The sequence below is a fragment of the Streptomyces sp. NPDC047014 genome (assembly GCF_040644195.1).
Lineage (GTDB): Bacteria > Actinomycetota > Actinomycetes > Streptomycetales > Streptomycetaceae > Streptomyces.
The window spans coordinates 1-11,989 of record NZ_JBEYVX010000130.1; the positions used below are offsets into that span (position 1 = coordinate 1).

General features: G+C 74.9%; 9 protein-coding genes. 4 read left to right on the forward strand and 5 right to left on the reverse strand.

Annotated features, from left to right (window positions below; genetic code table 11):
* Positions 1-672: 672 nt before the first annotated feature.
* From ABZ873_RS32510 to ABZ873_RS32520, 3 genes are all read right to left on the reverse strand, one after another.
* Entirely contained in the window at positions 673-1,287 is a 615-nt protein-coding gene (locus ABZ873_RS32510; protein ID WP_360879910.1) for a GNAT family N-acetyltransferase, read from the reverse strand.
* Positions 1,288-1,466: 179 nt separating this feature from the next.
* Positions 1,467-1,952 (reverse strand): DUF456 domain-containing protein, encoded by a 486-nt coding sequence (locus ABZ873_RS32515; RefSeq protein WP_360879913.1) that lies wholly within the window; start codon positions 1,950-1,952, stop codon positions 1,467-1,469.
* 74 nt (positions 1,953-2,026) lie between these two features.
* Positions 2,027-2,992: a helix-turn-helix domain-containing protein gene (locus ABZ873_RS32520; protein WP_360879916.1), complete on the reverse strand. Its 966-nt coding sequence runs from the start codon at positions 2,990-2,992 to the stop codon at positions 2,027-2,029.
* Positions 2,993-5,730: 2,738 nt separating this feature from the next.
* Between ABZ873_RS32520 and ABZ873_RS32525 the strand changes: the two genes are divergently transcribed.
* The 3 genes from ABZ873_RS32525 to ABZ873_RS32535 all read left to right on the forward strand — a co-directional run bounded on the left by ABZ873_RS32525 (position 5,731) and on the right by ABZ873_RS32535 (position 8,882).
* Entirely contained in the window at positions 5,731-6,492 is a 762-nt protein-coding gene (locus ABZ873_RS32525) for a protein phosphatase 2C domain-containing protein (protein ID WP_360879919.1), read from the forward strand.
* Between the two features lie 77 nt (positions 6,493-6,569).
* Positions 6,570-8,312 carry a pyruvate dehydrogenase gene (locus ABZ873_RS32530; RefSeq protein ID WP_360879922.1) on the forward strand — a complete coding sequence of 581 codons (1,743 nt, stop codon included), beginning with the start codon at positions 6,570-6,572 and terminating at the stop codon, positions 8,310-8,312.
* 177 nt (positions 8,313-8,489) lie between these two features.
* Entirely contained in the window at positions 8,490-8,882 is a 393-nt protein-coding gene (locus tag ABZ873_RS32535) for an ATP-binding protein (RefSeq protein ID WP_360879934.1), read from the forward strand.
* Positions 8,883-8,961: 79 nt separating this feature from the next.
* Here ABZ873_RS32535 and ABZ873_RS32540 read toward each other — a convergent pair whose 3' ends face one another.
* Positions 8,962-10,020, reverse strand: a complete 1,059-nt coding sequence (locus ABZ873_RS32540; protein WP_360879925.1) for a DUF2637 domain-containing protein — start codon at positions 10,018-10,020, stop codon at positions 8,962-8,964.
* Between the two features lie 206 nt (positions 10,021-10,226).
* A complete protein-coding gene (locus tag ABZ873_RS32545) occupies positions 10,227-11,087 on the reverse strand; it encodes a (2Fe-2S)-binding protein (protein ID WP_360879928.1) in 861 nt (286 codons plus the stop codon).
* Between the two features lie 132 nt (positions 11,088-11,219).
* Here ABZ873_RS32545 and ABZ873_RS32550 point away from each other — a divergent pair, with 132 nt between their 5' ends.
* Positions 11,220-11,882, forward strand: a complete 663-nt coding sequence (locus ABZ873_RS32550; protein WP_360879931.1) for a GntR family transcriptional regulator — start codon at positions 11,220-11,222, stop codon at positions 11,880-11,882.
* The last annotated feature ends 107 nt before the right edge of the window (positions 11,883-11,989 follow it).

Below are 11,989 nucleotides of genomic sequence, written 5' to 3' on the forward strand. Positions count from 1 at the left end.
CATATCACACCCCAACCCGTCATTTCTTTTTTTGGGGGTTGTTGATTGTTTTTCGCGGTGGTGGTCTCCGGTCCGGCGCGGGCGGGCGGGGGGGGGCCCGCCGGGCGGAGGGCCCGGCTGGGCCGCCGACCGGGGGGCGGCGGCCGAGCCGGGCCATCGGCCGGAGCGGCCCTGCCGGGCGGGGCCGCATGTGCCGGGGCCGTCGGGCGCGTGGGCGTGCCTGTCGGCCAGAGCTCGCCTGTCGGCCGCCCTCGCCGCGGCGGAGGCCGACCTCCGCGAGCAGTTGCTCGGTGTGGTCGGCCACGGCCCCGAGGCCCGACAGGGGCTGCGGGGAAAGTTGGCGCGCTGGAGCCGGGGCATCCGCGAGGCGTTCACGGCGTCCGAGGTGAGAACCGCGTTGGGGCTCGGGGAGGAGTTCCGCCAGTGGGCCGAGGCTCTTCCCCCGCCGCCCCGGTCCCGAACGGGGCCACGGTGCGGCGGAGTTCGCGGGCGCCCGTGCGCAACGGCCTGCGCCGCCCGCCCGTCCGTACGGAAGGGGCGGCCGCGCGGCGGAACTGGGCAGGGGCGTGCCCATGTCCCGCAGCGGGGTACGGGCTCGCCCGAGCCCGCGACCGCCAGGAGCGGCACGTCCGCGGCCGTCCCGGAGGACGCGCCTCCCGGGAGGGGAGGGGGTCAGGACGCCGCCGGCTGCGGTGCTCGGCGCATCGCCCAGATCGCCGGGCCGCCGCCCGGGAGGGCGGCCTCGCCGAGGAGGGTGAAGCCGAAGTGCTCGTAGAAGGGGAGGTTGTCGGGCTTGGAGGATTCCAGGTAGACCGGCAGGCCCGCCGCGTCCGCCTGGGCCAGGCCCGAGCGCAGCAGGGCCGCGCCGTGGCCCTGGCCGCGGGCGGCCGGGTCGGCGCCTATGACCGCCAGGTACCAGTGCGGCTCGCCCGGCGCGTGCTTGGCGGCCTCCTCCACCGCCGCGCGGAACAGTTCGGCCCGGTCCCCGAGGATGTCCTGGAGCTCGCGGACGGTTTCGGCGTCGGGCACGGCCTTGTCGTGGCCCTCCGGCGACACCCAGAAGGCGGTCGCCGCGCCGGTGCGCTCGCAGACGCCGTGGTGGACGTACTGGCGGGTGAACAGGGTGGTGAAGTACCGGCGCAGGCCCGCCTCGCGGGTGGCCGCGTCGGGGAAGAACCAGCGCATCATCGGGTCGTCGTCGAAGGCCGCGGCCAGGGTGTGGCTGACCAGTCGGGTGTCGTCGAGCGTTGCCGGCTTCGGGGTGTTCGTCACGGTCATACGGGTCATTCTGCATACGAGATGATCTTGTTTCGGGGGCGGGTGGGTCCTCGTCGCCCGGGGCCGGTCGCCCGCGGGTTCTGCTCGCTCGGGCCTGCGCCGGCCGGGTTCCCGCCTCGCGGCGTCGTCCGGCGCACGGCAGCGGAAGACGCGGGCTCACCCGGCAGCATCCCGAGGGGACGGACGGCCTAGTCGGCGGCCGCCACCACTCCCACCCACGCCCCCACCACCAGCAGGCACGCGAACAGCTCCACCAGCACGCTCGTCCCCGCCGCCCGCATCACCGCCCGCGTCGAGGCCCAGGCTTCGCCGTGGGTGCCGAGGCGCAGGCGCTCGCAGAGGTAGATGCCGCCCACGAAGCCCGGTACGGCCCCCAGTACGGGGAGGAGTACGAAGCCCAGCAGCGCGCCCGCGCCCGCGAACACGCCCGTGCGTGCCGTGACGGGCAGTCCCCGCGCCCGGCGGGGCGGCAGCTGCCACTTCACCACCTGCACCACCAGCAACAGCGCGGTCGCGGCCACCAGCAGGGTCCACGCGGGCGCCGAGCGCTCGTGCAGCGCCCACCACAGCAGCCCCGCCCACACCAGCAGGGTCCCGGGCACGCCGGGAATCAGTACGCCGACCAGCCCGAGCGACAGCACCAGACCCACCAGGAGGAGCTGCGGCACGTCCACCCGCCCAGCGTGCCTGACCAGGGGCTACGGGGCCACCCGGCCCCCGCGCCCGTACATGCGGCCGGCGCAAGCGGCTACCGGGTCACCCAGCCGCGCTCGTACGCGTGCCAGCCCAGCTGGAGGCGGGTTGTGACGCCCGCCGCCTCCATCAGGCCCTTGACCCGGCGCTGTACCGTCCGTAGGCCCAGATCCAGGTGCTTGGCCACGCTCGCGTCCGTCATGCCTGCCAGGAGCAGGGAAAGGACCTCCAGGTCCGTGGCGTCGGGGGTGCCCTCGGTCTCCTCCGCCGCGCCCGACGTCCCCAGGCACAGCGGCAGCGACTCCCGCCATACCGCCTCGAACAGGCCCGCCAGGGAATCCAGCAGCCCGGAGGCGTGCACCACCAGTGCGGTCGGCTCCGCGCCGGGCGGCGTGAGCGGGACCATCGCCAGGGTGCGGTCCGCGATCAGCAGCTTGGCCGGGACCCGCGCGGTCACCCGTACGTGCACTCCGCGCGCCAGTGCCGTGGACGCCTCCTGGATCCCGTTCGGCAGGGTCAGCGCGTCCCGCTGGATGACCACGCGGTGGTCGACGTCGCGGGGCGGGGGCTCCTCCGGGTGGCCGGGTGGGGGCTGGGGCGGTTCCGTGAGCAGCGCGCAGACCTCGTGGCGGGCGGCCAGCCGGAGCTGGTGGAAGCGGTGCGCCACCGCGCTCGCGCCCTGCACCACCTCGACGAGGTCGTGCACCGCGGGCTCGGCCGCCTCCGCGCGGTACTCCTGCGCCAGCCGGGCGGCGGCCAGCTCGGCCCGTTCCAGTTCCTGGCGCTGCCGGGTGAGCAGGGCCTCCAGCGCGACCCCCGGCGGGGCCGCCACCCACCGGCCCGGCCGGGCCGAGGAGCGGGCGGCGAGGCCGTGGCGCTCCAGGTGGCGCAGGGTGCGTTCGGTCTGCGGTACCGGCAGGGTCAGCCGGTGCGCGAGGTCGGGCACCTCGGCGGCACCCAGCGCGACCAGCGCCCGGTACGCCGACTCCTGGCCCTCGTCCAGCCCTATGGCACCCAGCAACCCGCCCACCACCTTTCGACACCCTCCGGCACGCTTACGACGCGGCGCCCGGCGGAAAACGGCCACGGCGCGAACCCGCCGCGGCCATCATCGCCGCTGGTCGGGGGTCCTTGCCATGGTGCGGGCGGTGGGGGTGGGGTCAACCGCCGCTGGTGGTGTGGGACTTGCGCGGGGTTGACGGGCAATGCGGGGGTTGGCCGGAATTCGGGCGGGGGGAGGGCTGCGTCCGGTATCGGGGGCCGGGTCCTGTCCGGCGGGGGAGTTGGCGGGGGCGGGCCGGAACGGGTTTGCGGGGTCCGCTGGTTCCTGCGGGTGGGGCGGGGCGGAAGTGTTCCGGCGGGCGGCGGTCCGGAGGGGCCTTTTCGCGCATTCGGCGTTTTCGGTGCGCACCGGGGGCCGAGAATGAGGGCATGAGTCAGCGGGGCGCGGACGACTGGTGGCAGAAGCTGTACGAGGACCCGGAGCCGGGCAGCCCGGCCGGTCCTCCGGATCCCGATCCGGGCGACACCCTGGAGAACCGCTTCCGCTCGGCGGCGGGCGTCACGGCCCGCGAGCCGTCGCCCCCGCCGGATTCCCCTTCCGGGGCGCAGCCCGCCAGTGCGGTGGGGCCGTCGCGGGAGACGCCCTCGGCGGTGCCGCCCCGGGCAGCCGGCTCGTGGCAGGCTGCCGGCCCGTTGCAGCCTGCGGGCCCGTCGCCGGAGGCCCCTGTCGCGGTGCCGCCCCGGGCAGCGAGCCCGTCGCAAGCTGCGGGCCCGTCGCGGCCTGCGGGCCCGTCGCCGGAGGCTCCTGCCGCGGTGCCGCCGCCGCCAGCCGCCGACCCGCCCTTGCCGGACGCGGCCCCGAGCCGCCCGGCGTCGCCGCCTGCGGTGGGCGCTGCGTCGCCGGAGGCCCCGGGCGCCCCCTGGCAGGACGCTCCGCGCGTGGTGGGTATGCCCCGCAACCCGGCCGCTTCCCCTGGCCGCTCAGCGGCGGAGGGGACTCCTGCGGAGGGACCGCCGCCGCACGCGGCCGAGTCGGCCGGCCCGCCGGTCGCCCCGCCCGCGCCGCCGCCACTGCCGGGCCGGCCCGGCAACCCTTCGGCACCGGTGCCCGGCCTGCACGCCCCCCGCCCGATGGCTCCTCCTGGCTCCCGGCCGGTGGACGGGGCTCCTGCGGAGCAGCCGCCGCATGCGGTCGAGTTGGGTGGCACGCCGGTTGGGCCGCGCGCCGAGCCGCAGGACGGTTCACCCGTGACGGATGCGGCCCGCCGCCCGTCGGGCGACGGGGCTTCCGTGGCTTCGTCGGACGGGCCGCCGGGGCCGGCGTCCGGCCTGGGTGTCCCCTCGCAGGACGGTCCGGGTGCGGCTCCGAGGCGACCAGCCTCGCCGCCCGTTGGGGGGCCGGCGTCGGGAGGTGCGGCTGCTGAGGCTGGGCCGGATGGGGCACCTGTGGTTCCGGGTCCTCGGGACGGCTCCGGTGGGGTGGGTGTTCCGCCGCTGCCGTCGGGGACGCCGGGGTATCCGGGTGTGCCGGTGCGCGGTGAAGGGTACGGGTCACCGTTCGCCGCCGGTGGGGCGACCGTTCCTGCGCCCGCGCAGGCGGCCACCGTCCCGGTACCGCCGAGGTTCGCTGCAACGCCTCGTCAGGAGCCGGGGGCGGTGCCTCCTGTGCCGCCGGTACCGCCGGGGCCGCCCTTCGACGGCCAAGTTCCGCCGTCGCACGGGGCGCCCGTCCCGTCCGGTGGACGGGCCTCGGCCGAAGGTACGCATGCCCCTCCGCCGGTACCGCCCGCCGTTGTCGGGGTGTCCGATGAGCGGCACGTGCCGGCACCGCCTGCCGCCGCGCCCGTGCCGCCTGCCCGGCGGGCTTGGGCGGGCGAGGGGGCGCCGATTCCGCCGCTGCCGTCCAGTGCTCCCGTTCCGCCCGCCGCGCAGGCGCCGGCCGAGGTCTCGGCCGGGTCGGCCTCCTCGGCGGATGCGGTGGGGAGGATGCCGGGCTCGCCCTCGCCGGCCGACACACCCGGTGTACCCACTGCGCGGGCACCCTTTTCCACGGAGGGGGTCGGTCCGGTGCCGGCTTCGCCGCCGCCCGCCGCGCCCGTCCCGCCCACCACGCAGGCGACCCCCGTGCGGTCGGAGGCAGGCGGTGGGGTGACGGGTTTGCCGCCATCGGCCCACGGACCCGACGCACCCGCCGCGCAGGAGCCCGCCGTGCGGTCGGCCTCCCCGGCGGAGGCGGGCGGGGGGATGCCCGGTTCGCCGTTGTCGGCCGGTACACCTGGTGTACCCGGTGTGCAAGCGACCCCCGTGCGGTCGACGCCCCCGGCGGACGCGGTGGGCAGGATGCCGGGTTCGCCGCCGTCGGTCAACGCACCGGGCGCAGACGCCCCGCAGGCGTCCCCCCTGAGGGCGCCGTCCTCCGCGGAGGCGGGCGGGGGCATGCCCGGTTCGCTGCCGCTGACCAGCGCGCCCGCCGCCCGCGAGCCCGCCCAAGCACCCCCGCAGCCGCCCCCCGCCCCCACGGCGGCCTCCGCGCCCCCCGTCCCCGTCCGCCCCCCGCGTCCGCCCGATCCCCGGGCCGGTGGCCTGACCGGTTACGCGCTCGGTGGGGTCGATGTGCCGCCCGTGCCGGATGATGAGCCGGTCGCGCGTATGCCGCGGGTGCGGCCCGGCGTGGGGTATCTGGGGGATCGGGCGCCCACCTATGCCGCCGAGCCGGGGGTCCTGCCGCTCGCCGATCCCGGTGGGGTCCATGCGCTGGTGCCCGATACCGTGCTCGAAGGGGGGCGCCACGGGCGGTACACCCTCCGGGCCGCCTCCGTCCGCGGGGATTCCGCGCGCTACCGCGGCGAGGTCCGGCGGGACTTTCTGCTCACCGCCCGGTTCGGCGGCGGGGACGACGGGCTCGTGCTCGTCGCGCTCGCCGGCGGCGGCCGCGCCGCGCCCGGCGCGGCCGAGGCCGCCGCCGAACTGTGCCGTACCGTCGCCGCGGCCGTCGGCCGCAGTCAGGCGCGGCTCGCCGAGGACATCCGCGCCGGCCGCCGCGACGCGCTCCGCTCCGGCCTCCAGCGCCTCACCGACCGCGGCTACGGCCGACTGCGGGCCCGCGCCGCCGAGCTCGGGCTCGCGGAGGCGGAGTACACCGCCGGTCTGCGCGGGCTGCTGCTCCCCGTCGACCCCGAATGCCCCACCCGGGTGTGCTTCGGCGCCGGCGCGGGCGGGCTGTTCCGGCTGCGCGCGGGCCAGTGGCAGGACCTGGAGGACGGCACACCGCCGCCCCGGGACACCCCCGACCCCGCCTTCCGCTTCCGCGCCTCCGTGGCCCGTACGGGCGACACCCTGCTGCTGTGTTCCGGCGGGCTCGCCGTCCCGATGCGGGAGGAGCCCGCGCTGCCCGCCGAGCTCGCCGCCCGCTGGGCGGAGGCCGAGCCGCCGGGCCTGCCCGCCTTCCTCGCCGACACCCAGCTTCGCCTCAAGGGCTACGCCGACGACCGCACGGCCGCCGCCGTCTGGGAGGCGTGAGCGGCGCATGCATGGCTGGATGGAGGGGCACGCGGCGGAGAACCGGACCGACCGGAGCCCGGGAAAGGTGCCCCCTCATGGCCAAGCAGAACGTGGCGGAGCAGTTCGTCGACATCCTGGTACGCGCCGGGGTCCGCCGGATGTACGGAGTGGTCGGCGACAGCCTCAACCCGGTGGTCGACGCGATCCGCCGCACCGACGGCATCGACTGGATCCAGGTCCGCCACGAGGAGACGGCCGCCTTCGCCGCGGGCGCCGAGGCCCAGATCACCGGACGGCTCGCCGCCTGCGCCGGCTCCTGCGGCCCGGGGAACCTGCACCTGATCAACGGGCTGTACGACGCCCAGCGCTCCATGGCCCCCGTCCTCGCCCTGGCCTCGCAGATCCCCTCCAGCGAGATCGGCCTCGCCTACTTCCAGGAGACCCACCCCGACCGGCTCTTCCGCGAGTGCAGCCACTACAGCGAGCTGATCTCCAACCCGGCCCAGATGCCCCGGCTGCTCCAGACGGCCGTCCAGCACGCCATCGGCCGCAGCGGCGTCAGCGTGGTGGCGCTGCCCGGGGACATCGCCGCCAAGCCGGCGCCCGAGAAGGCCGTGGAACACGCTCTGGTCACCTCGCGGCCGACCGTGCGGCCCGGTGACGGCGAGATCGAGAAGCTGGTCCGGCTCGTGGACGAGGCCGACCGGGTCACCCTGTTCTGCGGCAGCGGCACGGCCGGCGCGCACGCCGAGGTCATGGAGTTCGCCGGCCGCGTCAAGGCGCCCGTCGGGCACGCCCTGCGAGGGAAGGAGTGGATTCAGTACGACAATCCTTACGACGTCGGCATGAGTGGGCTGCTCGGGTACGGCGCCGCCTACGAGGCCACCCACGAGTGCGATCTGCTGATCCTGCTCGGCACGGACTTCCCCTACAACGCCTTCCTCCCCGACGACGTGAAGATCGTCCAGGTGGACATCCGCCCCGAACACCTGGGCCGCCGCTCGCAGTTGGACCTGGCCGTCTGGGGTGACGTACGGGAGACCCTGCGGGCCCTGAACGCGCGCGTGCGGGTGAAGTCCGACCGCCGTTTCCTCGACCGGATGCTCAAGAAGCACGCCGACGCCCTCGAAGGGGTGGTCAAGGCGTACACCCGCAAGGTGGAGAAGCGCACGCCGATCCATCCCGAGTACGTGGCCGCCGTACTCGACGAACTCGCTGACGATGACGCGGTGTTCACCGTCGACACCGGCATGTGCAATGTCTGGGCCGCGCGCTATCTTTCCCCGAACGGCAGACGCCGCATCATCGGCTCGTTCAGCCATGGCTCCATGGCCAACGCCCTCCCGCAGGCCATCGGCGCGCAGTTCACCGATCGCGGACGTCAAGTGGTGTCGATGTCCGGCGACGGCGGTTTCTCCATGCTGATGGGAGATTTCCTCACCCTGGTGCAGTACGACCTACCCGTCAAAGTGGTCCTCTTCAACAACTCCTCCCTCGGAATGGTCGAGTTGGAGATGATGGTTTCCGGCCTCCCCTCCTACGGCACGCACAACACGAACCCGGACTTCGCGGCGATCGCCCGCGCGGCGGGCGCGTACGGGGTGCGCGTGGAGAAGCCCAAGCAGCTCACCGGGGCTTTGAAGGAGGCGTTCCGGCACCCCGGACCGGCTCTGGTGGATATCGTCACCGACCCCGACGCCTTGTCCATTCCGCCGAAAATCAGCGCCGAGATGGTGACCGGATTCGCACTGTCCGCCAGCAAGATCGTGCTCGACGGCGGGGTGGGCCGGATGATCCAGATGGCTCGATCCAACCTCCGCAACGTTCCCCGCCCCTGAGGCCGAAGGAGTGCGGATCCCCCCGGAGGGCATGCATCCCGTAGACCTGTTCGAGAGCGTGCACACCGGAGGGACATCGCCGTGCGGGTGGGGGCGAAGACGGGGAAGCTGTGGAAAAGGGGGACGCCGGTACCACGCGAACCCTCCGGCGCGGACGGCGCGGTATCGGCCGAGACGCTGCGGATCCATCGGAGCGTACGGCGGGCCGACCTGAAAGCCGTGTCCGAAGTGCGGCGCGCGTTACGGGAGTTGATGCGCCAGCGCTGCCGGTCCGATGCCGCCGAGGCGGCCGAGTTGCTGATCACCGAGATCGTCACCAACGCCCTCGTCCATACCGACCGGGGAGCCGAGGTGTCGGCCAGTCTCACCGCCACCCGCTTACGGGTGGAGGTCCGGGACTACGCCGCACGCCGGCCCCGGCCGTACGTACCGACCGCCGACGACGGTACGCACGGCCGGGGCCTCATTCTCGTCCAGGCGCTCGCCGACGACTGGGGCGTCGACGCCCTGGCCCTCGGCAGCGGCAAGGTGGTGTGGTTCGAGATCGACGCGGGCCGCGAGAGCGTATGACCGCGTGAGCGTGTGAGCGCGTACGACGGAGGGCCCGCCTGATCGGACGGGCCCTCCGGGTTCCCCTCATCGGGGGAGATCAGCCGAACTGCTGCTCCAGATCCTTCAGTTTGCGCTCCAGTGAATCCAGCCGGGGAATGGTCTGGGTGTCGTCCTCGGCGGTGAGGTCCACCGTCCGGGGGCCGGTCACGTCAAGGGAGTCGGACGGGTTGACGGCCTGGAGGGAGGGCCGGCGCCGCAGGGGCAGCTGTCCCGCTTCCGGTATGGCCGGCTCCGCGCCGACCGGCGCGGAGCCCGCTCCCTGGGTCAGCTCCGGCAGATCGACCTGGCGGCCGCGTGACCGCCCGAACGCCCGGTGCTGGCGGCCGAGCGCCCTGATGCGCGCCCGGTCCAGACGGTGCTGCTCCCGCCTGCGGTGCCGGTCCTGCTCCCGCTCCTTCTTGTCCTCGCGCACCTCGTCCACGGCCTCGTCGAGGGTGCGTACCCCCTCCAGCAGCATGAGCGACCAGGCGCCGAAGGTCTCCCGGGGGGCCCGCAGCCAGCGGACCATCCGGATCTGCGGCAACGGCCGCGGGATCAGGCCCTGTTCGCGCAGCGCCGCGCGGCGCGTCTGCTTGAGGGCGCGGTCGAAGAGCACCGCCGCCGAGAGCGACATCCCGGCGAAGAACTGCGGGGCCCCGTCGTGGCCGAGGCCGCGCGGCGCGTGCACCCAGTTGAACCAGGCGGCCGCGCCCGCGAACAGCCACACCAGCATGCGCGAGCCGAGGGCCGCGTCACCGTGGCTGGCCTCGCGCACGGCGAGCACCGAGCAGAACATGGCCGCGCCGTCCAGGCCGAACGGCACCAGGTACTCCCAGCCCCCGGAGAGGTTGAGGTTCTGCCGGCCGAAGCCGACCAGCCCGTGGAAGGAGAGTGCGGCGGCCACCGCCGCACAGCAGAAGAGCAGGACGTAGGAGGCCGTTCCGTAGACCGCCTCCTTGCGCCGCCGCCGCTCCTCGCTGCGCTCCCAGCTGTCGTCGGCCGCCGCCTTCTCGCTCTCCCGCCGGCCCCGGGCCAGTACCGCAACCGCCGCAAGTACGCCCAGGATCAGCAGGCTGCCGGGCAGCAGCCAGTCCAGCGAGATGTCGGTCAGTCTCATGCGGATGTCCCTTGCCTCGCGTATGCGGTCGTGCGGCTTTCCGGTTTCCGGGCGCCATAGTGGCGCAGCCGGGGTGCCGTGCACGCGGGTTTCGGGGCAAGTGGACGCCATCGGGGGGCGGGGCCCGCCGGATAGGGTGTTGTTGCTCGAACTGGCACCCGTTCAGGCGCGGTTGTGTTCGAGTGGGGTCACCGTGACGGGTGGGGTCAGGCGGCCTCGGCCGTGAGCCGGGCGACCCGGTCGGCGTCGCAGGTGCGGGGACAGGTCACACAGGTGTCGTCCGGCCGGATGGTGTAGAAGAAGCAGCAGCTGGCCCGGTCCCGTGTGGGCAGGGCGGCGCCGTCGGGGGCCGTGAGGGTACGGAAACCGGCGCCCCCGGTGTACGGGGCCGTCGAGCCCGGCAGCAGTGCCTCCAGCTCCTCCCGGGTACGCTGCTCCTCGCCGAGCAGCTGGCCGACGTACCAGAGGCTTTCGACCACCTCGTCGGCGACCATGCCCCACAGGGCGCGCCGGCCCCGCCGCATGCGCGGGGCGAAACCTTCCAGCACCGGGCCGAGGTGCTGGGCCACCGCAGCCCGCACCTCACCGCGCAGCGCCTCCTCGTCGGGCACGACACGGGCCCCGGGGAGGACGGCCGCCGGATCGTCCGGCAGGCAGGCGAAGCCCTCGATGTGGACGGACATCCGGCCCTGGGTCCGGTGGAAGGCCACCCGCTCCACGGGGAGCAGGGGGACCCGCCGGTCCAGGAACCAGGGGAGCGTGATCAGCAGGCAGGCGGGCCACGCGTACCGGTGCAGGCCGAAGGTGGCGATCACGTCGGGCCGGCCCTGGGTGCCGTAATCCCTCAGGACCTGGGCGTTGTCCCAGGCGAGGAAGGCGTCCAGGGCGGGGCCGCCCGCCGCCAGCTCGTCCGCGCCGACCCACCCCACACCGCGAGGGGAGGGTTCGTCCGCGGACCGCTCGACGACGCGCAGTCCGGCGTACGCGTCGGCCAGCCGGGCGTACGCCTGCGCCACCGCTGAGCCGGGCGGGGCGGAGGTGACGGCCGGGAGGGTCGACGCGGGCATGACGGACCACCGAATCACACGATCGTTGACAGGTAAGCCTTACCTTACCTGATCGGTGGCGGAACGCACCCCTCGGTGCCGGGGGGTGCGTCACCTATTCTCGGGACAGGTCAGGACCCGGAGGAGGACCGAGTGCACGAGACGGCCCACGCCCGGGTACCGGCACAGAAACAGCGCAAGGTGCTGCGGCATTCGGTGCGCGGGCAGGTGCTCGATGCCCTGCGGGCGGCGCTGGTGGACGGGGAGCTCGTCCCGGGGGAGATCTACTCCGGGCCGGCGCTGGGGGAGCGGTTCGGGGTCTCGGCGACGCCGGTGCGCGAGGCGATGCAGCAGCTGGCGGCGGAGGGGGCGGTGGAGTGCCTGCCGAACCGGGGCTTCCGGGTGCTGTCGCGGACGCCGCGGGAGCGGGCGGAGCTGGCGGAGGTGCGGGCGCTGCTGGAGGTGCCGGTGATGCTGCGGCTGGCCCGTACCGTGCCGGCGGCGGCCTGGGAGGGGCTGCGGGCGGAGGCGGCGGCCACGGCCGCGGCTGCTGCCGCGGGGGATGTGCCGGGGTACGCGGAGGCGGACCGGGCGTTTCACCGGGCGGTGCTCGGGCTGGGGGGCAACGGGCAGCTGGTGCAGGTGGCGGAGGAGCTGCACCGGCGGGCGCAGTGGCCCCTGCCGGGGGCTCCGCGGGTTCGGCGGGCGGATCTTGTCGCTGACGCGGCTGAGCATTCGGCTTTGCTGGAGGCGTTGATCGCGGGGGATCTGGCCGTGGTGGAATCCCTGGCCCGCGAACACTTCGCCGGCGCCTGACTCCCCGCCGGGCCCGCGCCTCAAACGCCTCCAGCAAAGCCGAATGCTCAGCCGCGTCAGCGACAAGATCCGCCCGCCGAACCCGCGGAGCCCCCGGCAGGGGCCAC

Bases quoted from the DNA above. Each gene is read 5' to 3' on its own strand.
- ABZ873_RS32545 (WP_360879928.1), bottom strand. From the start codon at position 11,087: ATGCCCGCGTCGACCCTCCCGGCCGTCACCTCCGCCCCGCCCGGCTCA.
- ABZ873_RS32510 (WP_360879910.1), bottom strand. From the start codon at position 1,287: ATGACCCGTATGACCGTGACGAACACCCCGAAGCCGGCAACGCTCGAC.
- ABZ873_RS32540 (WP_360879925.1), bottom strand. From the start codon at position 10,020: ATGAGACTGACCGACATCTCGCTGGACTGGCTGCTGCCCGGCAGCCTG.
- ABZ873_RS32530 (WP_360879922.1), top strand. From the start codon at position 6,570: ATGGCCAAGCAGAACGTGGCGGAGCAGTTCGTCGACATCCTGGTACGC.